Here is a 22,769-nt window from a genome sequence, read left to right as displayed (position 1 = left end):
CGGATTCCATGCGCACTGCCCTCTCCCGCCGCGCCCGCGGCTTCACCCTGATCGAAATCATGGTCGTGGTGGTCATCCTCGGCATTCTCGCGGCGGTGGTGGTGCCGCGCATCATGGATCGACCGGACGATGCCCGCATGACCAAGGCACGCCAGGACATCCGCATGCTCGAGGCTTCACTCAACCTGTACCGCCTCGACAACTTCAATTACCCGAGCACCCAGCAGGGTCTCGAAGCACTGGTCGAAAAGCCCAGCGGCGAGCCCGAACCCCGCAACTGGAAGTCGGGCGGCTACATCCAGAGCCTGCCCAACGACCCCTGGGGCACGCCCTACCAGTATTTGTATCCCGGCACGCGCGCCGAGTTCGACATCTTCTCCTTCGGCGCTGACGGTCGCAGTGGCGGTGAAGGCGTCGCCGCCGATATCGGGAACTGGAATCTGAACTGAGCAGGCCCGTGCAGCGGCGTCGCACCCTGGGTTTCACGCTGCTCGAAATCATGGTGGTGGTGCTGATCATCGGCGTGATGATCACCTTCGCCATGTTTTCGGTGAGCGGCCGCAACGTCGCCGACCGCCTCGACAACGAAGCTCAGAAGCTGCACCGCATGCTGGCGCTGGCGCAGGAAGAAGCCGAATTGCAGGGCCTGTTCATCGGTTTTCGCCCCACCGAGACCCAATGGCAATGGGTCGCCATTGGCGGCGACGGTCGCTGGATGCCCTATGCCGAGAACGGTGTGTTTCGCGCCCAGGTCATTCCCGAGCCCATCGAGATGCGTCTGCGCATCGAGGGACGTCCAATGCCGCCGGCCGTGCAGCTCGAAGACGCCGCGGCCTCGATGGAGCCGCTGGGGTTGTTTCTGTCCAGCGGCGAAGTCACACCCATGGTCATCGATCTGTTCGCCGGTGATCTTGACCTTGCCTACCGCGTCGAGGTCGACGTGCTCGGTCGCATCAAACGTGAGCAGATCCCCCGCGACGAGGTCGGCGAGTGAGTCGCGCGCGCGGCTTTACGCTGATCGAGGTGCTCGCCGCGCTGGTGGTGCTGGCCATCGCCATGGCGGCGGTGCTGTCCGGCATGGCGCGCTACGCCGACACCGCCCACCACCTGCGTCTGCGCACGCTTGCCATGTGGGTGGCGCAAAACCAGCTCAGCGAGGTGATGAGCCAGCCGCAGTGGCCCGAAGAGGGCGACCAGGACGACACCGCCGACATGGGCGGCTTCGAGTGGGAATGGGAAACCACCGTGCAAGCCACCCAAGACCCTGCGCTGCGACGCATCGACATCGTTGTCCGCGATGCAGACGGTGAAAATCGCTACGCCCAGCTTTCCACCTTCATGCGCAACCCCAGCGGCAGTGGCGGCACGGCGCCGCCATGACCAAGACGTCCCGACTACCGCAGACCGGCTTCACGCTGCTCGAACTCATCGTCGTGCTGCTGATCTTCTCGATCATGTCGGTCCTGGCCTACGGCGGTCTGCGCAGCGTGCTCGACACCCGTGTCGGGGTTGAGGCCGCGATGGACCGCACCGCCGAATTCCAGCGCAGTTACCGGCGCATGCGCGACGACATTCGACAACTCAGCGCGCGCGGTATCCGCGACCCGTTTGGTGATGCCCAGCCGCCGTTCCTGGCACAGCCTGAGGCCGATGTCACGTTCACCCGCGCCGGCTGGCAAAACCCGCTGCGCCAGCCCCGCACCAGCTTTCAGCGCGTCCGTTATCGGCTCACCGAAGGCACCCTGTTCCGCGACAGCTGGCGGGTGCTTGACATGGCGCAAGACAGCGAGCCGGTCGAACTGGGCTTGCTCGAAAACGTTGAGGCCGTGACGTGGCGCTTCCTCGGCGAGAACCAGGAATGGACCGACGAGTGGCTGGGCGAGACCAACGAGCTGCCGCTGATGGTCGAGATCACCCTCGAGACCGAGGACTGGGGCGAGCTGCAATGGCGCTTCAAGGCCGGCATTCCGCCCACCGCCAGCCAGATCATCCAGGGCGCGGGACAGGTGCCGGTCACTGACCCCGATGCCCTGCCCGATAGCGATGCCGATGACGATGGCGACGCCACACCAGACGTCACCCCGCCGCCCGCAGCAACACCGCCGCCCGGCGACCCCTTCAGCTGATGCGCGCCGCCCGTGGACAACAGCGCGGCGTGGCGTTGATCACCGCCATTCTGGTGGTGACGATCGCCACCATCGCCGCCACCGCGATGGCGGTCAGCCATCAGATCGCCCTGCATCGTGCGCAGACCCTGCAGGAAAGCGAAATGGGCTGGTGGTACATCGAGGGGGTCGAGCAGTGGGTGATGACCATCCTGCAGCGCGACGCCGAAACCGCCGAGTACGACAGCCTTGACGAACCCTGGGCGCAGCCGGTCGACTACCTGCCGGTTGACGAAGGCGTACTGCGCGGTCGCCTCGAAGACCTGCAGGGCCGCTTCAACCTCAACAATCTGGCCAGCGTCGACGCCGAAGCCCAGGCGCGATACGCGGGCCACTTCCAGCGACTGTTCGTGTTGCTCGGCGCCGGCACCGACTTTGAGGCGGTCGCCGTCACCTCGGTGATTCGCGACTGGGTCGACAAGGACCAGGAACCCACCGGCTTCGACGGCGCCGAAGAAACCGAATACCTGGGCTTTTCACCGCCATACCGCACGGCCGACCGCCCCATGGTCGACGTTGGCGAGCTGATGGCGGTCAAGGGCATGACCCGCGAAATCTACGAGCTGCTGCGGCCGCACGTCACCGCACTGCCGGTGGTGGGCAGCCACATCAACGTCAACACGGCCACCGAACCGGTGCTGCTCAGCCTGGTGGAAACGCCCGGCCCTGAGCTGACCGACTTTCTCGAATCGCGGGGCGAGCTGCCGCTGCAGGACGTCTCGGCCATCGAAGCCGGCCTCAACGTCGACGCGCCGCCCATTGACGTCAACAGCCAGTTCTTCGGGTTGGAAAGCGAAGCGCTCATAGGCAGTAGCCGGGTGGGCTTGTATCATCTGATTTATCGACCCACAGGCGCGCCGCCCACGGTGCTGGCGCGCGGGGCCCACCCCGATTGAAGCGGCGATAACGCCCAGAACAGCCGACCCTGACCTTGCGCGAAACCCTCTACCTCCGATTACCACCGGCCGGCGATGACGCACCCGACACGACGCCCTGCGAATACTGCGTGGCGCCGGCGGAGGCCCTGCAGTCATGGCCGGTGGAACAGGCCCCGCTGAACGCGCTTGCCGCGCTGGCCTTCGGCAAGCGCCTGGTGGTGCTGTGGCCCGCGGGCGACGTCCGCCTTGACCAGATCGACCTGCCGGTCAAACAAACCAGCCGGGCGGTCCAGGCAGCGCGTTTCAGCCTTGAAGATGCCGTCGCCGACGAGCCTGACGACCTGCATCTGATTGCCGCACCGCGCCAGCCCGAAGGCTTCCCGCTGCTGAGCCTGCGCCGCCAGCGCTTTGAAGCCGGGCTGGCGTTGTTACGCTCGGTAAATCTGCACCCCGACCTGATCATTCCCGACGTGCTGGGGCTGCCCGAGCCCGACGACACCCAGCTTTACGCGTGGCTGGAAAACGACCTGGTCACCGTCCGCCACCGGCCGTGGGCCAGCTTTCAGTGCGACGTCGACGATCTGCCCACCGCGCTGGCCATGGCGCTTGGCACTGCCGAAAATCCGAAGGGGTTGACGCTGTTTCTGGTCGGCCAGACCGCCCCCGATCTGACGGCATTGCCGCACGCGCCCAGCCTGCGGCCTGGCTTTGGCTCTGGATTGGCGGTGCTGCTGCCGCAATTGCACCCGCAACTGCTGCGGCTGAGCGCGCTGAACCTCCTGCAGGGCGCTTACGCCCCCAGCGGTGATTTCGCCGCCGTCTTCAAACCGTGGCGCTGGCCGCTGGCGCTGGCCGCGAGTCTGATGGTGCTGATCGGGGTCGAGCACATCGTCGCCGGGCAGCGTCTCGCCGCCCAAGTGGCTGAGCAGGAAGGCGCCAACATCGCCCGCTTCCAGCAACTGTTCCCCGGTCAGACGCGCATCGTCGACCTCAGCGCCCAGGCCGAACAACAGCTCGCCGAGCTGCGCAGCGGCAACGGCGGCCAGGCATTCCTGGGCTTGCTGGCACCGTTGTCGACGGCGCTGGAATCGGTCGAAGGCCTGCAACTACAAAGTCTGCAGTTCCGTGAGGGCGCGCTGGTGGCGAGCCTCACTGGCAGCAGCCTGCAGCCGCTTGAGGCCCTGCGTGCCCGCTTCGCCGACGACACGGCCGTTGAGCTTGACGTGCAGTCGGCCAATGCCGGGGCCGACGGCGCGCAGATTCGGCTGCGCCTGCAACGCCGGAGCGCCTCCTGATGCGCGATCAACTCATTGGTCACTGGGCACGACTGGCGCCGCGCGAGCGGATCATGGTGCTGGTTGCCGGCGGCGCACTGACCCTGACCCTGCTCTTTCTGCTGGTCTGGGAACCGCTGGTGCAGCACCGTCAACAACAGGCGGCGGCGCTGGACGCGGCACGCGCTGTGGCGGTTCGTCTTGAAGAAATCGGTGCCGAAGTGGGCGACGGCACCCAGCAGGCGCGGCCCAGCGTGGCCAGCGGCGCACTGCTGGCGACCGTCGACCGCGCCGCACGCGCCGGCCTCACCGACACGCCGCCGAGCCGCATCCAACCCGAGCAGGACCGTGAAGTACGGGTCTGGATCGACGAAATCGCCTTTGAGAACCTGCTGCGATGGGTCGATGACCTTGAGCGAAAGCAGGGCGTACGCGCCCAGACCATCGACCTTGAACGCAGCGAACAGCCGGGCCGCGTCAACGCTCGACTGACCCTGGTGCGCGCATCGTGAGCCGCCGGCTGATCTGGCTGGCGCCGCTACTGGGCGTCATTGCATTTCTGATTGGCGTGGTCGCCATGGCCCCCGCCGCAACGCTTTGGCAATGGGCGCCGCAACCGTTGCCGATACAGGTCGAAAGGCTCAGCGGCACCATGATCAACGGCCGGCTTCAGGGCCTGATGCAACAGCAACGCAGGCTGGCCGAACAAATTTCCTGGCGCTGGCGCCCCACCGCGTTGTTCGGCGCCGGTTGGGGTTATGTGATTGAGGGCCAGGTGCTGGGCGGCAGCGCGCTCGGCCAGGTCAAGGCCACACCGTGGGGCACGCTCAGCGTGGATGACCTGCGCGCCGGCGGCGACGTGCGCACACTGCTGCAGGCCATCGGCCAAGACTTTTTGCCGGTCAACGGCCGCTGGCGTCTGGACCTGGACCACGCCGCCGCGCGCGGTCAGTGGCCCACCGCCGTCGACGGCACGGTGACGCTCAGCGGGCTGACCTGGGCGCTGGGGCGCAACCCCATTGTCCTGGGCGACATTGAGGCGGTGCTGAGTGATGAACCCGGCGACGACGGCCACGCCGTGCTGGTCGCCACCCTGAAAAGTCTTGAGGGCCCGCTGGAAGTCGAGGGCACGGCCCGCCAGTTTTTCGACCGCCGCCAAAACGTCGACCTGCGCCTGCGCCCCCGCGATGACGCGCCGCCCATCATCCGGAATCTGCTGGGTGGCCTGGGCCAGCCGGATGCCCAAGGCTGGTATCGCCTGCAGCGCGAGGGCCGCATGCCATGAGCTGGACTGAATCGCCGCATATCGTGCTGGCCACGGTCATCGAGCGCGGTGGGCAGTTCCTGATGGTCGAAGAACTCGCCGACGGGGAGCAGGTGCTCAACCAGCCCGCCGGGCACTGGGAACCGGGTGAAACCTTCGTCGAGGGCGCCATTCGCGAAACCCTGGAAGAAACCGCGTGGCAGGTTCGCATCGACGCACTGCTGGGTGTGTATGTGCATCACCCCGAGGGGCTGGACTATCCGTTTGTGCGGATCGCCTTCATCGGCACGCCCGACACCTTTGACAAAGACCGCAAGCTCGACACCGGCATTTTGCGCTCCTGCTGGATGACCGACGCCGAACTGCGCGAGCAGGCCGTGCGCCACCGCAGCCCGATGGTGCAGCGCTGCATCGACGACTACCGCGCCGGGTGCCGCCTGCCATTGAGCGCCCTCGCCCACCTGTGAGCGCGGCCGTCGGCAACACCCTGCCGCAGCCCGGTCAGCACGTCGTGGTGGGCATGTCCGGCGGGGTCGACTCGTCGGTCACCGCCCACCTGCTCAAGCAGCAGGGCTGCCAGGTCACCGGCCTGTTCATGGTCAACTGGACCGAAGACGAAGAAGGCTATTGCTCGGCCGCCGAAGACTTTCAGGACGCCCGCCGCGTCGCCGAGCAACTGGACATTCCACTGCTGCGCGTCGACTTCGCTGCCGATTACCGGGCGCGGGTGTTCCAGCAGTTTCTGGACGACTACCGGGCGGGCAAAACGCCCAACCCGGACGTGCTGTGCAACCGCGAGGTCAAATTTCAGCCGTTTCGCGAGTACGCGCTGCGCCTGGGGGCCGACGGTATTGCGACCGGCCACTACGCGCGCATCGAACACGCCGACGACGGCCCGCACCTGATGCGCTCGGTCACCGAGGACAAGGACCAGACCTACTTTTTGTCAGCAGTGCGTCCCGAGCAGTTGCGGAAGGTCTACTTCCCGCTGGGGGGGTACGACAAACCCGCGGTCAGGGCGGTGGCGCGTGACATCGGGCTGGACGTGCACCGCAAGAAGGACTCCACCGGCATCTGCTTTATCGGTGAACGCGCCTTCCGCGAATTTCTGGCGCGGTATCTCGCTGACGCGCCGGGCGAAATCGTCGACACTGCCGGCACCGTGATCGGTCAGCACGCCGGCCTGCACCATTTCACCTTGGGTCAGCGAAAGGGCTTACATGTCGGCGGCCGGCGCGGCGCCGCCGAGGCACCGTGGTATGTCGTCGGCAAGGACGCGGCGCGGCGCCGGCTGATCGCGTCGCAGAACCCGCAAGATCCGCTGATCATGCACCGATGCCTGCACACCGAACCGTTTCACTGGATCAACCGACCGGCGACGCTACAGCGCCCGCTACTGGCGCGCATCCGTCACCGCCAGACCTTGCAAGCCTGCCAAGTTGAGTCGGTCGATACCGAGGGCCGCCTGACGGTGCAGTTTGAGCAACCGCAACGTGCCGCCGCGCCCGGTCAGTATCTGGTGCTTTATGACGGCATGGAGTGCCTGGGCAGCGGCGAACTCGCCGGCCATGGGTTGCCCTGACGGGGCGCGCGGCGACGACCGGTCAGCAATCGGCAGTTGCCAACTGGCCTGCGACCTGTCGGCGCGCGCCTGCATCGACGACAACAACCCCGATCTTCCGTGCCGTGAGGCGCAAAACGCCTGCCGAGCCCGTTGCAACGTTGCGGAATAGCGCGGCCTGAAAGCTGCCTTCGCGACGCCAACCGGGCGCCACTGCGTCAAAAATGAGGGCTGCGGCGGTTTTGCGGCGGATTCTGCGCAAAAGTGAGGTTCAGACGGCGTTTATACTGTGCGCCGTTTTCCGGGGCGGCTGTCTCAGCCATCCCGATTCCCCCACAAGCCAGGAGTATCAACCGCCATGACGGACAGCTTCCAAGCCAAGTCCACGCTGCAAGTCGGCGACAAGACCTATACCTACTTCGACCTGACCAAGCTCGAAGCGGAACACAAGGTGTCGCGACTGCCCTATTCCTACAAGGTACTGCTCGAAAACCTGTTGCGGCACGAAGATGGCGTGAACATCACCAAGGCCACCGTGGCCGCGCTTGCGGGCGCCAACATGCGCGATCTGCCGACGAAGGACATCGACTTCACCCCGGCGCGCGTGATTCTTCAGGACTTTACCGGTGTCCCCTGCGTGGTCGATCTGGCCGCCATGCGTGACGCCATCACCAAGCTCGGCGGCGACGCAGCCAAGGTGAACCCGCTGTGCCCGGTGGAACTGGTCATCGACCACTCGGTGATGATTGACCATTACGGCAGCAAAGACTCGCTGGACCTCAACGCCAAGATCGAATTCCAGCGTAACGAGGAGCGTTACACCTTCTTGCGCTGGGGCCAGGACGCGCTGAAAAATTTCAAGGCGGTCCCGCCCGACACCGGCATCGTGCACCAGGTGAACATCGAATACCTCGCGCGCGTCGTGTTCGAAAATGATGACGGCGTGCTCTACCCCGACTCCTGCTTCGGCACCGACAGCCACACCACCATGGTCAACGGCATCGGTGTGCTCGGCTGGGGCGTCGGCGGCATTGAGGCCGAGGCCGCCATGCTCGGCCAGCCGTCTTCGATGTTGATGCCCGAAGTCATTGGTGTGCGCGTGGTCGGCAAACTTGCCGAAGGTGCCACCGCCACCGACCTGGTGCTCACCGTCACCGAAATGCTGCGCAAGCGCGGCGTGGTGGAGAAGTTCGTCGAGTTCTTCGGCCCGGGCGTCGGCAATCTGTCCGCCAGCGACCGCAACACCATCGCCAACATGGCCCCGGAATACGGCGCCACTTGCGGCATCTTTCCGATCGACGACGAGACCCTGAATTATCTGCGCCTGACCGGCCGCGACGATGCCGACATCGCCAAGGTCAAGGCCTACGCCAAGGCTCAAGGCATGTGGTGGACGCCCGATGCCGCCGAAGCCGAGTACAGCGACGTGCTGCACCTCGACCTCACCAGCATCCTGCCCAGCCTCGCCGGCCCCAAGCGCCCGCAAGACCGCGTGCTGCTCACCGACGTCAAAGCGAACTACCGCAAGGCCTTCCAGGACGAGCAGAAATTGCGCCCGTCCAAGGGCGCTGCCGAGGTCACCTACAAAGGTGAAACCTTCCAGCTCAAAGATGGCGCCGTGGTCATTGCCGCCATCACCAGCTGCACCAACACCTCCAACCCCAGCGTGCTCATCGGCGCCGGTCTGCTGGCCCGCAAGGCGCGCGCACTGGGCCTGAAGACGAAGCCCTGGGTGAAAACCTCACTGGCCCCCGGCTCACTGGCGGTCACTGAATACCTGAAAAAAGCCAACCTGATCGACGACTTGGAATACCTCGGTTTCCACGTCGCCGCCTACGGCTGCACCACCTGCATCGGCAACTCGGGCCCGCTGGGCGAGTCCATCGGCAAGGCCATTCAGGACAACACGCTGAGCGTCAGCGCGGTGCTGTCGGGCAATCGCAACTTCGAAGGCCGCGTGCATCAAGACGTGCGTATGAACTATCTCGCCAGCCCGCCGCTGGTCGTGGCTTACGCGCTGGCCGGTTCCACCGATCTCGACCTGACCACCGAGCCCATCGGCAAGAGCAAAGACGGCAAAGACGTGTTCCTCAAGGACGTCTGGCCGACCAATGCCGAAATCCAGGCCGAAGTCACCAAGAGCGTCACGTCTGACCTGTTCAAGGCCAGCTACGCCAACGTGCTCAAGGGCGACGCCCGTTGGCAGTCGATCAAGGTCACCCGCTCGGCCACCTACCCGTGGGACGACAAGAGCACCTACATCCAGAACCCGCCGTACTTTGAAGGCATGACGATGACCCCGCCGGGCATCCCGACCATCAAGGGCGCGCGCTGCCTGGCGCTGCTGGGCGACTCGATCACCACCGACCACATCTCGCCGGCCGGTGACATCAAGAAAGACGGCCCTGCCGGTGCTTACCTTGAAGCGCGCGGCGTGCAGAAAGCCGACTTCAACAGCTTCGGCTCACGCCGCGGCAACCACGAAATCATGATGCGCGGCACCTTTGCCAACACCCGCATCAAGAATCAGATGACCCCTGGCGTTGAAGGCGGCGTGTCCAAGTACGTCAACGGTGCGGCCGGTCCGGTCGAACCCATCTACGACGTGGCCATGAAGTATCAGGCCAAAGGCATCCCCACCGTCGTGCTCGCCGGCAAGGAATACGGGACCGGCTCGTCACGCGACTGGGCGGCCAAAGGCACCATCCTGTTGGGCGTGAAAGCGGTCATCAGCGAGAGCTTCGAGCGCATCCACCGCGCCAACCTCGTGGGCATGGGCGTGCTGCCGCTCAACTTCCAGGACGGCCAAAACGCCCAGCTACTGGGCCTCGACGGCACCGAGACCTTCGACATCGAAGGGCTGACCAATGGCGCCGGCGAAGTCACCATCAACGCCAAGAAAGAAGACGGCAAAACCGTCACCTTCAAGGCCAAGGTGCGCATCAACACGCCGAAGGAGTGGGATTACTACAAGCATGGCGGCGTGCTGAACTACATGCTTCGGCAGATGGCCAGCTAAACGCTGTTGCAGTAACAAAGAAGGCGCCTTTCGGCGCCTTCTTTGTTTTGCCCTCTTGGCTTCGCACGCGTGATCAGTCGGTGGGCGATGATGTCGCCCCGGTCGCGTCAATGCACGATTCTGAAACCCGCCGCAGGCACGCCACACCTCGATATTCCCCTTTCACCCGCAGGGCAGACTGATGGCAGTGACCAATCGATGCAGTTCGGTACCCGTGAGGCCCTTGAGGGCCCGCACAGCGGCCCGACTGCGACTGCTGCTGGCAGGGCTGCTCACAGGTCTGATTGGCGCGTGTGCCGCGCCAGCGCAGCCTGCAGATGCGGGCCTGACTGCGCCAAAGACGTTCGTCAGTGGCGGCATCACCCTGAGCGCACCGGCGTCAAATGGCTGGGCGCTGGTTGAAGAATCAAGCTCCGGCATCCTGTTTGCCAAAGGCACGCAGGCGGCCAGTGACCGCTTTGTCGCCAAGGTGACGCACTTTGCGCTGCCGCTGACCGAATCGCCCGAAGCCTTGCGGATGCGGGTGCAGTCGCTGGCCACCGAAGACCTTGATCCAACGCGATTTGAGGTGCTGTCGGAGCAGTTCAGATCAAGCGATGAGCGCCCCTATCCCTGCGTTCGCTACCAGTCGATTGCCAAAGACAAGGCGTCACGGGCAGGCGCGGCACCGCTACTGCTGGAACTGGACGCCCTCTATTGCAGGCACCCGGTGCAGCGTGAGGCCGGTTTCTCGGTGATCTTCTCGCACCTGGGTCCGGCGCCCTACCCGGCGTTGAGAACCGAGTCGGAGGCGTTCATCCAGGGCGTGAGGGCACCTGGCACCTGAGGTTGGCACCGCTGACGATGGAAAAGAGAAAGACCTCGGCCGGCTACTCGGACGCGGACGCGCCGGCTTCGGTCTGCGCCGGTTCAGCGGCTGGCGCGGGTGCGGGCGACGCGGCGGGCTTAGCATCACCAGAGGCCCCGCGCACATAAACGATGTGCTTCGTGTTGCCGCCGCAGTGGCCCACGACCTTGCCGTCGTGCGTGGCGCCGGGGTCGACCACCGTCAACGAGTACGCCGGCACGCCGTTGGCGTCGATCTTGGCGGCGATATCGGCCTTGACCTGATCACAGTTGTTTGCAAACGCGCTGTTGCCGCCAGCAGCCAGCACCAGTAACGCCGCCACGGAAAAGGGCTTGAAATGGATCATCGAACTCTCCTTAGGTTAGAAACGCGGCGTCTAGTCAAACCCTTGCACCGCTCGACGCTCTTTGTACGGCAGTCCGGCATAAATTGCTCGGCATCAACGCCGGCTGCGCTGACGCACCACTTCGAACAGGCAAACGGCGGTGGCCACCGACACATTGAGACTTTCAACCTTGCCGGCCATGGGGATCTTGACCAGGTGGTCGCAATGTTCGCGGGTCAGGCGACGCATGCCCTCGCCCTCGGCCCCCATGACCAAGACGGTGGGCCCACGAAAGTCGGCTTCGAACACGCCCACGGTGGCGTCCCCAGCCAGACCGGTAATCCAGTAACCCAGCCCCTGCAGGCGCTCCAGGGTGCGCGACAGGTTGGTCACCGCAATGACCGGCACGCGCTCGGCGCTGCCCGCTGCAGACTTGCGCGCCACGGCGGTCAGCGAGGCGCTGCGATCACGGGGAATGATCACCGCATCGACGCCCGCTGCCTCGGCGGTGCGCAGGCAGGCGCCGAGGTTGTGCGGGTCTTGTACGCCGTCCAGTGCCAGCAGCAGGCGCTCAGGCGTCGCCGGGCGATACAGCGCGTCTTCGCCGACGAAAGGCTGCGGTGCCAACTCGGCGACCACGCCCTGATGGCGCAAGCCAGGGCATTTCAGGTCCAGCTCGCCGCGCCCGAGGCGCGCCACCGGCACCTGATGGGTTTGCGCTGACGCCAGAATGCGCCGCGCGCGGTCGTCCTGGCGGCTGTCGAGCAACCAGATTTGCCGGGGTTTTTCGGCGCCGTCATCCAGCGCGGCCTGTACGGCATGAAAGCCGCCAATCAAAAGGTCATCACTCATGGCGCGGAGTGTACGAAATGCCCTCGTGGGGCATCGTCGCAATCGGCGGCCGGACACCAAAAAGCCGACGGCTTGCGTCGGCTTTTTGGTGTCGCTTGGGCGCTTAGCCGCCGAGGTTGGGCGGCGGCGTGTAGGCTGCGTTTTCTTCACCCTCGATGATCGGCTTGAGCACGATGTCGACGCGGCGATTGCGCGCTTCTTTCACATTATCGGCGGTGGGGACCAACAGCTCGCGCTCGCCACGACCCTCTTGGCGAACACGGGCCGGCAAAACGCCTTGCCCGGTCAACACCGAACCCACGCTGGCCGCGCGTCGCTCTGACAGCCCCTGGTTGGTCTGCGCACTACCGGTTGAGTCGGTGTGGCCCACCAGGTGGACCACGGTGCTTTCGTAGTCCTGCAGCACGGTGGCGATCTTGTTGAAAGTGGTCAGTGCCTCGGGCTTGAGGGTCGCGCTGCCGGTGTCAAAGCTGACGTCGCTGGCGATGCCGATTTTGATCGAACCGTCCGACAGCGTGGTGATCTGCAGCTCGTTGCGCTTGGCTTCTTCAGCCAACTGCTTCTCGAGCTCGCGACGCTGACGGTCCATGTAGTTGCCGGCGGCACCGCCGGCAATCGCCCCGACTGCCGCGCCGATGTAGCGCCCCTTGTCGCCGTCGACCTGATGACCCAGTACACCACCGGCCACTGCGCCGATCACGGCACCACGCTTGGTGTTGCGGTTGGGGTCGTTGGCGCAGCCGGCAATCGTGACCGCTGATGCAAGCGCAATGATTGAGAGGATTTTCATTTTTGTGTCCTTTTCCCTGATTTGGATGACGACGACTTGTTGGACCTGGGTCCGCGCGACGACTTTGAAGACTTTTCAGGTTGCCCGCGACCGCCCGACCCGCGCGATTGTGAGTCACCCCTGTTAACCGACTCTGAACTACCCCCACCCACAAGTTCAAGGTCGATTTTGCGCTCGTCGAGACCGACGCGCACCACCTTGACCTGCACCGGCTGGCCCAGCGAGTACACCTGGTTGCTGCGGCTGCCCACCAGTCGCTGACGGGTGGCGTCGAACTCGTAGTAGTCGTTCTTCAGGCCCGAGACATGCACCAGGCCGTCAATGAACAGGCCATCGAGCGAGACGAACAGACCAAAGCTGGCGACGCTGGCCACCCGCCCTGCGAAGACTTCGCCAACGCGGTTCTGCATGAACTCGCACTTCAGCCAGTTGGCGACGTCGCGCGTGGCCTCGTCGGCGCGGCGCTCGGTCATCGAGCAATGGGTGCCCGCGGCAGCCAGCGTGCCTTCGTTGTACGGCGGTTCGCCGGCCTGCTTTTTCGGCAGCAGGGCGTGCTTGATCGCGCGGTGCAGCACCAGGTCGGGGTAGCGGCGGATGGGGCTGGTGAAGTGCGCGTAATGCGTCAGTGCCAGACCGAAGTGGCCGCTGTTGGTTGGGTCGTACTTGGCCTGCATCAACGAGCGCAGCATCAGCATCTGCAGCACCGGGGCGTCTTCACGCTCGCGGGTCCGGGCCAGCATTTCGGCGTAATCGGTGGCGTTGGGCTCGGAGCCGCCGCCCAGGGCCACGCCGCGCGCAGCGAGAATCTCGCGCACCGCGGTGATCTTCATCGGGTCGGGGCGCTGGTGAATGCGGTACAGCGCCGGCGATTTCTTGGCCTCGACAAACTTCGCCGCCTCGACATTCGCGGCAATCATGCATTCCTCGACCATGCGGTGCGCACGGGTGCGCTGCACCGGCACGATGGCTTCAATCTTGCGCTCGTCCGAGAAAATAATGCGCGTTTCGCTGCCCTCAAAGTCGATGGCACCGCGGCGGCTGCGCGCGGTGAACAAGGCCTCAAAGCAGTTGCTGAGCGACTGCAGGTCTTTTAGCCGGTCGCCCAACACCTTGCCCGCCTCGCCCTTGGGATCGGCCAGCCCGTCGGCCACCTGCTCGTAAATGAGGCGTGCGTGCGAGCGCATCACCGCTGAGTAGAACTTGGCGCCAGACACTTCCCCGCCGTTGGACACCTTCATCTCGCAGACCATGCACAGACGGTCGACGTTGGGGTTGAGAGAGCACAGCCCGTTCGACAACTTCTCGGGCAGCATCGGAATCACCTGCCGCGGGAAGTACACCGAGTTACCGCGCGCGTAGCCTTCGGCGTCGAGTGCGGTGCCGGATTTCACGTAGGCGCTGACATCGGCAATGGCCACCCACAGCGTCCAGCCCATGAGTCGGCGCTTGGCAAAAATGGCATCGTCAAAGTCGCGTGCGTCGGCGCCGTCAATGGTCACCAACGGCAGGTCGCGCAGGTCCTTGCGATTGCCAATGTCTTCGGGCCGCACTTCGTCAGGAATCTTCTTCACTTCGGCCAGCACCGCGGCGGGCCATTCGTGCGGCAGGTTGTGGGCGCGCAGGGCGACTTCAATCTCCATGCCCGGCGCCAGGTGCTCACCGAGAATCTCGGTGATCTTGCCAATCGGCAAGGTGCGGCGGCCGGGGGGTTCGATGATTTCGCACACCACCATCTGGCCGTGCTTGGCTTTGCCCAGCGAATCCTCGGGAATCAGGATGTCGTGCTGCGCGCGGGGCGCATCGGGAATCACGTAAGCCACGCCTTGATTGACGTGCAGGCGGCCGACCATGTTGCGGCTGGCGCGCTCCAGCACCTCGACCACCGAACCTTCGGTGCGACCACGCTCGTCGACCCGCACCGGGCGCACCAGCACCCGGTCACCATTCATCAATTCACGCATCTGCCGGGGCGGCAGAAACAGGTCATCACCGCCGGCATCGGGCAGCAGAAAGCCGAAACCGTCGCGGTGCGCCTGCACCCGCCCGGCAATCAGATGCATGGCCTCGACCGGGCCGAACGCGCCGCGGCGGTTCTGCACCAGTTGGCCGTCGCGGCACATGGCCCCGAGGCGCTTGCCCAGCGCTTCCTGCTGGCTCAGCTTGCTCAGGTCAAAGTGGCCGATCAGTTGATCGACCGTCATCGGACCGCTGGCCGCCTTGAGCACCGAGAGGATCAGCTCACGGCTGGGTATCGGGTCTTCGTAGCGTGTCTGCTCGTCGGCATAGGCATGATCTTGCGACTGCCAGGCGGGCTGCTTGCGGCCACGACCCGATGATTTGGGGGGCCGTTTGGCGTGATTGGCGCCACTGGATTGGGGTGGTGTTTTGTTCATTGACTTTTACTGGGGTGATGGGCACTATTCGCGCCCGGTCGACATGTGGTCGTACCGGACTGACTTGGCCGAGATGGCGGAATTGGTAGACGCACTAGTTTCAGGTACTAGCGGGTAACACCGTGGAGGTTCGAGTCCTCTTCTCGGCACCAAGTCACTGAGCAGTTTCAATCCAAATTGACACTGATTCAGGTTTTACGAAGTCAAAGGCCCGCTGATGCGGGCTTTTGCGTTTCTGGCGCCAGGAACTCATGCCCTTATTATGCGCCCCGACCGCGCATCGCACTATTCAAGAAACTCCTTCGGTCGCGGCAACGAGGTCGGGGAATGGTCAATTTGCTCGATACCCACCTGATGCGGGAAGCCTTCGATGGGACCGATGGCGTGCTGGTCGCGGGTGATCACCGGGCCGTTCTGCGCGTACAGCGTCAGCAACTCGGCCACCGAGGTCAGTGACGACAGGTGGGTACGTTCCCAGCCGTGTGAAGCATCGGCACCAAAGCCAATCAGCGCGTGACGGATGTCGAAGCCTGCCCGCAGCGCGGCAGCCGAGTCGGAAAAATAAAACGGAAACACATCGCGCTGGTGGTCAATCGCGTGTTCTTTGCACAGGTTGATCAGCTTGCGCGTCAGGTGATAATCGAACGGCCCGGACGAGTCGGCAATGGCGATGGTGACGCCGCGCTCGCGCGAGTTCTGCCCCGATGCGGGAATGGCAATGTCGATGCCGATCATCTCGCTGATGCGCTCATCAAGAATCGCCGACGCCCCAAACCCCACTTCTTCGGTGACAGTGAACATCGGATGGAAGTGCACCGGCAGCGAGATGCCACTCTCCTTGAGGGCCTTGCACGCCGCCAACAACGCGGCAACGCCGGCCTTGTCGTCCAGGTGACGTGACGAGATGTAGCCCGACGGGGTGATTTCGGGTTGCGGATCAACGGCAATGAAGTCGCCAACGTTGACACCCAACCGGGTCAGGTCTTCAACACTTTCCGAGAACGCGTCGATGCGCAACTCGACCTGCTCCCAGCTCACCGGCTGGGTGTCGACACCCTCGTTGAAGGCGTGGCCCGAGGCCATCAGCGGCAACACCGTGCCGCGCAGTGCGCCGTGGTCGGTAAACAGCGTGACCCGGGCACCCTCGGCGAAACGGCTGGACCAGGTTCCGATGGGCAGCAGACTGAGCCGGCCGTTGGGTTTGAGCGCGCGGACATTGGCCCCCAGCGTGTCGAGGTGCGCCACCACGGCACAAGCCGGACGGTCGGTCTCACCCTTCAAGGTCGCGCGAATAGCGCCGCGCCGGGTCAGCTCGAAGGGAATGCCCAGCTCCTTGAGCTTGTTGCCGGTGTAGTGCACGACCTCGTCGGTGAGCCCCACCGGGCTGGGAATGGCCAGCAGTTCGAGCAGGGTCTTCTGGATGTAGTCGGCGTCAATCTGCAGCTTGCGCATGCGGGTCCTCCGGCGAATGTGAGAGCGGAAACAGCAGGTCGACAAAGCTTGCGGCGGTCGGCTGCGGTTCGTGGTTGGCGAGGCCGGGTCGTTCGTTGGCCTCGACGATGACGTACGCCGACGCGGTGACGTCGGGCACCAAGAAATCGAGGCCGGTCACCGGGATGTCAAGCACCCGCGCGGCACGTTCTGCGGCTGTGCGCAGCGCCGGATGCAGCGTTGCGGTGACGTCCTTCAAGTGCCCACCGGTGTGCAGGTTGGCGGTTTTGCGCACCTGTAGGCGCTGGCCGGCGGGCAGTACGTCATCCAGCTTGTGACCGGCCTGGGCGACGCATCGTTCGGTTTCGCCGTCGAGCGGCACGCGCGATTCGCCCTGGGTCGCCGCCGAGCGGCGCCGTGAAAACTTCTCGATCAGCGCCCTGATGGTCGCGTTGCCGTCGCCGACGATTTCCGGCGGGCGGCGTAGCGCAGCGGCGACCACCTTGAAGCCAATGACCACGATGCGCAGGTCTTCGCCGGGACAATATTCTTCAATCAGGACCGTTTCATCTTCGGCACGGGCGCGCTTGATGGCGGCGCGCAAGTCCCGCAGGCGGCGCACGTCAACACTGATGCCGGCGCCCTGCTCGCCATCTGCCGGCTTCACCACCACCGCCTTGTGCCGTTTCAAAAATGCGCGGTCGGCATCTGAGCCGTCGGCTTCGCGCTGCTCTGGCACCCGCAGGCCCGCCTCGGCGAGCAGCTTCGAGGTCACACGCTTGTCCTGGCAGCGGCTCATGGCGATGGCGCTGGTCAGTTCAGACAGCGACTCGCGACAGGTGATGCTGCGCGCGCCGTGGGTCAGGCGAAAATAGCCGTGCCCGGCGTCAAGCACGTCGACGCGAATGCCGCGCCGCGCCGCCTCATCGACAATGATCTGCGCATAAGGATTGAGCTGCGGTCCCGGCACGTCGTTGACGAACAGCGGCTCGTTGATGGCGTTTTTGCACTTGACGGCGAACACCGGCACGCGCTTGAAGCCCATCTTTTTATAGAGCGAGATCGCCTCGTTGTTGTCGTGCAGCACCGACAAATCCATGAAGGCGCGACCGCGCGCCGAGTAATGCGCCGCCAGGGTCTTGACCAGCATCTGGCCAACGCCCGGCGCGTAGGCGTCAGGATCGACCGCCAGGCACCAGAGGCTGGACCCCTGCTCGGGGTCTTCAAAAGCCTCGGCATGATCGACGCCCATCACCGTGCCGACGATGGCGCCGCTGGCGTCATCTTCGGCAACAAAATAGGTCAGCGCCCGACTGGCGCGATGCGCCCAGACGAAGGCCGGGTCAGCCGGCACCATGCCGCGCGCCAGATAGATGCGGTGGATCGCCTCGGCATCGGCCTTGGTGCGCAGGCGCCGCACGGTGAACGGCAGCAGCCGCAATGGCCGCGCCAAGGCCGCGTTGGCCAGCCACAGCCGAAATGTGTGACTCGGGTCCAGAAACAGATGCTGCGGCTTGTGCGCCAGCACCACGTGCGGATCGCGCACATAAATGGCGATGTTGCGGCGGCCGCGTGATTCGGCCTCGAGGTCGCGCGCCACCGCCGAGGCGCTGTCGTAGGTGTGGGCAAACACTAGGTTGCCCCAGCCGCATTCGACAACGACCTCGCTGTTGCTCGGGTGCATCGGCGATGAGGGCGCACGCGCCGCCCAATGTTCCAGCGAGCCGCCGCGCTTGTTCAGGCGCAGACCGCTGGCCTTCTTGCGGCGCTGATCGCGCAGGTCACCGGGATCTTTGGGCACCGACATGGCTCAGGCCGCCCCATCAAAATGGGTTTGCAGCCACGCTTCAAGCAAGGCCAATTGCCAGACCTTGGAACCGCGCAGCGGTGTGAGATGCGCTTCCGGATCGGCCAGCAGCGTCTGCACCGCCGCGTCATTGAACAGGCCACGCTGGCGGGCGGCGGCATTGGTCAGCCAGCCGCGGGTCTGCTCCAGGAACTCGCCGCGCAGATACTTCAGTGCCGGCACCGGAAAGTAGCCCTTGGGCCGGTCGATGACCTTGGCGGGGACCACCTTGCGCGCCGCCTCTTTGAGCACGTACTTGCCGCCGGCTTCGCCGAGATGCGGTGCCAGCTTCAGTTCGGCGGGAATGCGTGCCGCAAGCTCGACCAATTCGTGGTCCAAGAACGGCACGCGGGCTTCCAGGCCCCAGGCCATGGTCATGTTGTCGACCCGCTTAACCGGGTCATCGACCAGCATGATGGTGGTGTCGAGCCGCAGCGCCTGATCGACCGGCCGCGTGGCCCCCGGCAATCCAAACTGCTCGGCGATGAACGCCCGACTCACGTCTTCGGCGCTGAGGTGCGGCGCCTGCACCAGCGCACGGTAATCCTCATGGGATCGGTCACAGAAACCCTTGGCGTAATCCGCCGGGCCGTTGCGGCTGGCGAGCATCGGCGGGTACCAGTGATAGCCGCCAAACACCTCGTCGGCGCCCTGCCCCGACTGCACCACCTTGCTGTGCCTGGAAACCGCTTCCGACAACAGGAAAAACGCCACACAGTCGTGCGATACCATCGGCTCGCTCATGGCGGTAATGGCTTCGGGCAGCCGGCCCAGCAGGTTGTTGCTGTCGATACGGATCTGGTGATGGTCGGTGGCAAACGCCTGTGCCACGCAGTCCGAGTACTCAAACTCGTTACCCTTTTCTTCACCGACATCTTCAAAGCCGATGGAATAGGTCTTGAGGTTGGCGCCCTGCTCGGCCATCAGCCCGACGATGAGACTGGAATCAACTCCGCCCGAGAGCAGCGCCCCCACCGGCTCGTCGGCCACCAGCCGGCGGTGCACGGCCTTGCGGGTGGCGCCAAGCACCGCGTCGATCCACTCGCCCTCGCTGCGCTGCGCATCACCCGCCTGCGGGCTGAAGTCCAGCTGCCAGTAGACGTGATCCTTGCTGTTGCCATCGGTCTCGACGGTACGCACGGTGGCTGGCGACAGCTTGCGCACGGCTTTTAATATGGTGTGCGGCGCCGGCACCACGGCATGAAAGTGCAGGTAATGATGCAGCGCCACCGGATCAATCTCGCGGCTCAACCCGCCACCGGCCAGGAGTGCCGGCAGGGTGGAGGCCACACGCAGACCGCCCTTGATCTCGGCGGTATAAAGCGGCTTGATGCCGAGCCGGTCGCGGCCCATGAACACCCGGCCGCTGTCACGTTCCCAGATGACGAAGGCGAACATGCCGTGGAAGTGATCGACGCAGTGGGCGCCCCAGTGGTCGTAGGCCTTGAGAATGACCTCGGTGTCGCCCTCCGAATAAAAGGTGTAGCCCTGTGACTTCAGCTCGGCGCGCAATTCCGGATGGTTGTAAATCGCGCCATTGAAAACGATGCCCAGCCCGAGTTGCGGGTCGAGCATCGGCTGCTGCGAATGCTCAGTGCGGTCCATCACCCGCAGGCGGCGGTGACCGACGGCAATACGGCCCTGACTGAACAGGCCATCACCATCAGGCCCGCGCGGCGCCAGCACTTCAGCCATTCGCGACACGGCATCCACATTGGCCGATTGGCCATCAAAACGAATCTCGGCGGCAAAACCGCACATAAACAATCCTCTAGGTTGCGCAGACCAGATTCAGGTGCGCGTGGTCTCCTTGATGGGCGCCAGCAGCGCCGTCAAGTCTTCAAGCGATTGGGCCAGGGCCTTGCGCCGCTCGCGCCCCAGCGCGGCAAATTGCGCGACGCCTTGCGTCGGCAGCACGCCGGGGGCCGACTGCCACTGGCTGCGGCCCGTGTCGGTGATTTCGAGATCAATGCGCCGTCGGTCCTCCACCGAGCGGGTGCGCTGCACCCAACCCTTGATCTCCAACCGGTCGAGCACCGGACTGATGGTGCCGGGCGTGAGACTGACCCAGTCGGCGAGTTCCCGGGCCGACAACGGTCGCGCCGACTGCGCTAGCGCCTGCAGACACAGCCATTGCGAGGCGGTCATGCCTGACAGGGTTTCCAGTTGCTTGGACTGGGAATCCAGCGCCTGCGTGAGACGCCGCAGGGCGCGGGTCACGGTCAGCAGCTCGGGTGGCGGCAGGGGCTTATTCATTTGATGTCAAATGATATGAGATCAATCGTTTGACGTCAACCGAATCAGCCTGCCATGACAAGCCACGGGCAGACCCGGATAATGCGCGCCCCGTTTCATTACCCGCCGGACGCTCATGAGCCAGTACGTTTTCACGATGAACAAGGTCGGCAAGACCGTGCCGCCCAAGAAAGAAATTCTGCGCGACATCTCCTTGTCGTTCTTCCCCGGCGCCAAGATCGGCGTACTGGGCTACAACGGCTCAGGCAAGTCCACCCTGCTGAAAATCATGGCGGGCGTCGACAAGGAATTTAATGGCGAGGCACGCCCGCAGCCGGGCATCAAGATGGGTTACCTGCCGCAGGAGCCGCAGCTCGACCCCAGCAAGAACGTGCGCGGCAACGTCGAAGAAGCGCTTGCCGATCTGTTCAAACTGCGCGCCGATCTCAACGCGGTCTATGCCGCCTACGCCGACGAAGATGCCGACTTCGACAAACTCAGCGAGAAGCAGCAGAAGCTGGAGGCACAGATTGAAGCGCTGGATGGCCACAACACCGACATGATTCTCGACAAGGCCGCCGAGGCACTCAACCTGCCGCCCTGGGAATCCAGTATCGAGACGCTCTCGGGCGGCGAAAAGCGCCGCGTGGCGCTGTGCCGTCTGCTGCTCTCCAAGCCCGACATGATTCTGCTCGACGAGCCCACCAACCACCTCGACGCCGAGTCGGTGGCGTGGCTGGAGAAGTTTCTCAAGGACTTCCCCGGCACCATCATCGCCGTCACCCACGACCGTTACTTCCTTGACAACGTGGCGGGCTGGATTCTTGAACTCGACCGCGGCCACGGCATTCCCTGGCAGGGCAACTATTCAAGCTGGCTGGAACAGAAGGACAAGCGCCACGCCACCGAGCAGAAGCAGGAGGACGCGCGCTCCAAGGCCATGAAAGAAGAGCTGGAATGGGTCCGCCAGAACCCCAAGGGACGACAATCCAAATCAAAGGCGCGCTTAAAGGCCTTCGAAGAAATGTCGTCGCAGGAATTCCAGAAGCGCGCCGAAACCCGCGAGCTTTACATCCCGCCCGGCCCGCGTCTGGGTGACGTGGTGCTGGACGTGCAGAACGTCGGCAAAAAGTACGGGGATCGCTGGCTCTACCAGGGCCTCACGTTCAACGTGCCGAAGGGCGCCATCGTCGGCATCATCGGCGCCAACGGCCGCGGCAAGACCACCCTGTTCCGCATGCTCACCGGCCAGGAACAGCCCGACGAGGGCACGATCAAGATCGGTGACACCGTGAAGATCGCCCACGTTGACCAGAGCCGCGACGCGCTGGCGGCCGACAAGACGGTGTTCGAGGAAATCTCGCAGGGGCAGGACATCCTCCGTGCCGGCAGCTTCGAGATGCCGTCGCGCGCTTATATTGGCCGCTTCAACTTCAAGGGTGACAGCCAGCAGAAGCGCATTGGCGATCTGTCGGGCGGTGAACGCAACCGCGTGCACCTTGCCAAGCTGCTGCTCTCGGGCGGCAACATGCTGCTGCTCGACGAACCCACCAATGACCTGGACGTGGAAACCCTGCGTGCGCTGGAAGAGGCGCTGCTGGCCTTCCCCGGCAACGCCATGGTGATCTCGCACGATCGCTGGTTCCTCGACCGCGTTTCAACACACATTCTGGCGTTTGAAGACTCCGGCGAACTGGTGTTCCGCGAAGGCAACTATGCCGATTACGAAGAGGACTTCCGCCGCCGTTATGGCGCCGAGCCGGGCGTCAATCGTCGTAATCGTCACAAGAAGCTCGCCTGATCTGGCGGCTGGCCTGTTGGCCTGAACTGCAGAGCCGCCCGGTCCCGGGGTCATAACCAAATCGGGGCGCCCGGGTTAGGGTTGCCAA

At 64.5% G+C, this 22,769-nt stretch carries 21 protein-coding genes and 1 tRNA gene; 14 read left to right on the top strand and 8 right to left on the bottom strand.

Features of this window, described 5'->3' with window-relative positions; translation table 11 throughout:
• The first annotated feature begins 8 nt into the window (after positions 1-8).
• The 12 genes from gspG (at position 9) to U741_RS0109825 (ending at position 10,987) form a co-directional block, all read left to right on the top strand.
• Positions 9-449 carry a type II secretion system major pseudopilin GspG gene (gene gspG, locus U741_RS0109880; RefSeq protein ID WP_029890308.1) on the top strand — a complete coding sequence of 147 codons (441 nt, stop codon included), beginning with the start codon at positions 9-11 and terminating at the stop codon, positions 447-449.
• A gap of 8 nt (positions 450-457) precedes the next feature.
• The gene (gspH, locus tag U741_RS0109875; protein WP_029890307.1) at positions 458-994 is read left to right on the top strand and encodes a type II secretion system minor pseudopilin GspH; all 537 of its coding nucleotides are present in this window, start codon (positions 458-460) and stop codon (positions 992-994) included.
• A complete protein-coding gene (gspI, locus tag U741_RS0109870; RefSeq protein ID WP_052378678.1) occupies positions 991-1,380 on the top strand; it encodes a type II secretion system minor pseudopilin GspI in 390 nt (129 codons plus the stop codon). The genes gspH and gspI overlap by 4 nt, the downstream gene beginning before the upstream one ends.
• Positions 1,377-2,126, top strand: coding sequence for a type II secretion system minor pseudopilin GspJ (gene gspJ, locus U741_RS0109865; protein WP_052378677.1), 750 nt, complete (start codon positions 1,377-1,379; stop codon positions 2,124-2,126). The genes gspI and gspJ overlap by 4 nt, the downstream gene beginning before the upstream one ends.
• Positions 2,126-3,061, top strand: coding sequence for a type II secretion system minor pseudopilin GspK (gene gspK / locus U741_RS0109860; protein ID WP_029890304.1), 936 nt, complete (start codon positions 2,126-2,128; stop codon positions 3,059-3,061). Before gspJ ends, gspK begins: the two co-directional genes overlap by 1 nt.
• A 35-nt stretch (positions 3,062-3,096) precedes the next feature.
• The gene (gene gspL / locus U741_RS0109855) at positions 3,097-4,338 is read left to right on the top strand and encodes a type II secretion system protein GspL (protein ID WP_029890303.1); all 1,242 of its coding nucleotides are present in this window, start codon (positions 3,097-3,099) and stop codon (positions 4,336-4,338) included.
• Entirely contained in the window at positions 4,338-4,829 is a 492-nt protein-coding gene (locus U741_RS18385) for a type II secretion system protein M (RefSeq protein WP_052378676.1), read from the top strand. The genes gspL and U741_RS18385 overlap by 1 nt, the downstream gene beginning before the upstream one ends.
• Positions 4,826-5,602 (top strand): type II secretion system protein N, encoded by a 777-nt coding sequence (locus U741_RS0109845; protein ID WP_029890301.1) that lies wholly within the window; start codon positions 4,826-4,828, stop codon positions 5,600-5,602. Before U741_RS18385 ends, U741_RS0109845 begins: the two co-directional genes overlap by 4 nt.
• Positions 5,599-6,048 (top strand): NUDIX hydrolase, encoded by a 450-nt coding sequence (locus U741_RS0109840; RefSeq protein ID WP_029890300.1) that lies wholly within the window; start codon positions 5,599-5,601, stop codon positions 6,046-6,048. The genes U741_RS0109845 and U741_RS0109840 overlap by 4 nt, the downstream gene beginning before the upstream one ends.
• Entirely contained in the window at positions 6,045-7,163 is a 1,119-nt protein-coding gene (gene mnmA, locus U741_RS0109835) for a tRNA 2-thiouridine(34) synthase MnmA (protein ID WP_235200264.1), read from the top strand. The genes U741_RS0109840 and mnmA overlap by 4 nt, the downstream gene beginning before the upstream one ends.
• 337 nt (positions 7,164-7,500) lie before the next feature.
• Positions 7,501-10,161 (top strand): aconitate hydratase AcnA, encoded by a 2,661-nt coding sequence (gene acnA / locus U741_RS0109830; RefSeq protein WP_029890298.1) that lies wholly within the window; start codon positions 7,501-7,503, stop codon positions 10,159-10,161.
• 223 nt (positions 10,162-10,384) lie between these two features.
• A complete protein-coding gene (locus U741_RS0109825) occupies positions 10,385-10,987 on the top strand; it encodes a hypothetical protein (RefSeq protein WP_029890297.1) in 603 nt (200 codons plus the stop codon).
• Positions 10,988-11,030: 43 nt separating this feature from the next.
• Here U741_RS0109825 and U741_RS0109820 read toward each other — a convergent pair whose 3' ends face one another.
• The 4 genes from U741_RS0109820 to rnr form a co-directional block, all read right to left on the bottom strand.
• A complete protein-coding gene (locus U741_RS0109820) occupies positions 11,031-11,354 on the bottom strand; it encodes a DUF1161 domain-containing protein (RefSeq protein ID WP_084154786.1) in 324 nt (107 codons plus the stop codon).
• A gap of 93 nt (positions 11,355-11,447) precedes the next feature.
• The gene (gene rlmB / locus U741_RS0109815) at positions 11,448-12,185 is read right to left on the bottom strand and encodes a 23S rRNA (guanosine(2251)-2'-O)-methyltransferase RlmB (RefSeq protein WP_029890295.1); all 738 of its coding nucleotides are present in this window, start codon (positions 12,183-12,185) and stop codon (positions 11,448-11,450) included.
• A 103-nt stretch (positions 12,186-12,288) separates the two neighbouring features.
• Positions 12,289-12,975 (bottom strand): YiaD family glycine zipper/OmpA-like lipoprotein, encoded by a 687-nt coding sequence (locus U741_RS0109810; protein WP_029890294.1) that lies wholly within the window; start codon positions 12,973-12,975, stop codon positions 12,289-12,291.
• Positions 12,972-15,368, bottom strand: a complete 2,397-nt coding sequence (gene rnr / locus U741_RS0109805) for a ribonuclease R (protein WP_084154785.1) — start codon at positions 15,366-15,368, stop codon at positions 12,972-12,974. Before rnr ends, U741_RS0109810 begins: the two co-directional genes overlap by 4 nt.
• A 67-nt stretch (positions 15,369-15,435) precedes the next feature.
• On the opposite strand from rnr, the gene U741_RS0109800 reads away from it, so the two are divergent.
• A tRNA-Leu gene (locus U741_RS0109800) sits at positions 15,436-15,520 on the top strand.
• Between the two features lie 133 nt (positions 15,521-15,653).
• On the opposite strand, the gene U741_RS0109795 is transcribed toward U741_RS0109800, so the two are convergent.
• Genes U741_RS0109795 through U741_RS0109780 form a run of 4 tightly spaced genes read right to left on the bottom strand, consistent with a single transcriptional unit; the run spans position 15,654 to position 20,901 of the window.
• Positions 15,654-16,820, bottom strand: coding sequence for an osmoprotectant NAGGN system M42 family peptidase (locus U741_RS0109795; RefSeq protein ID WP_029890292.1), 1,167 nt, complete (start codon positions 16,818-16,820; stop codon positions 15,654-15,656).
• Complete coding sequence (gene ngg, locus U741_RS0109790; RefSeq protein WP_084154784.1) at positions 16,801-18,606, bottom strand: N-acetylglutaminylglutamine synthetase; 1,806 nt, start codon at positions 18,604-18,606, stop codon at positions 16,801-16,803. Before ngg ends, U741_RS0109795 begins: the two co-directional genes overlap by 20 nt.
• A 3-nt stretch (positions 18,607-18,609) precedes the next feature.
• The gene (locus tag U741_RS0109785) at positions 18,610-20,406 is read right to left on the bottom strand and encodes an N-acetylglutaminylglutamine amidotransferase (RefSeq protein ID WP_029890290.1); all 1,797 of its coding nucleotides are present in this window, start codon (positions 20,404-20,406) and stop codon (positions 18,610-18,612) included.
• A gap of 30 nt (positions 20,407-20,436) precedes the next feature.
• Positions 20,437-20,901 (bottom strand): MarR family winged helix-turn-helix transcriptional regulator, encoded by a 465-nt coding sequence (locus U741_RS0109780; RefSeq protein WP_052378675.1) that lies wholly within the window; start codon positions 20,899-20,901, stop codon positions 20,437-20,439.
• A 115-nt stretch (positions 20,902-21,016) separates the two neighbouring features.
• Here U741_RS0109780 and ettA point away from each other — a divergent pair, with 115 nt between their 5' ends.
• Positions 21,017-22,681, top strand: a complete 1,665-nt coding sequence (gene ettA, locus U741_RS0109775; RefSeq protein ID WP_029890288.1) for an energy-dependent translational throttle protein EttA — start codon at positions 21,017-21,019, stop codon at positions 22,679-22,681.
• The last annotated feature ends 88 nt before the right edge of the window (positions 22,682-22,769 follow it).

Origin of the sequence: Polycyclovorans algicola TG408 (assembly GCF_000711245.1) — a bacterium.
GTDB lineage: Bacteria > Pseudomonadota > Gammaproteobacteria > Nevskiales > Nevskiaceae > Polycyclovorans > Polycyclovorans algicola.
Note: the sequence above shows the minus strand (reverse complement) of the source record. Positions and strands in the feature narration are given on the sequence as shown.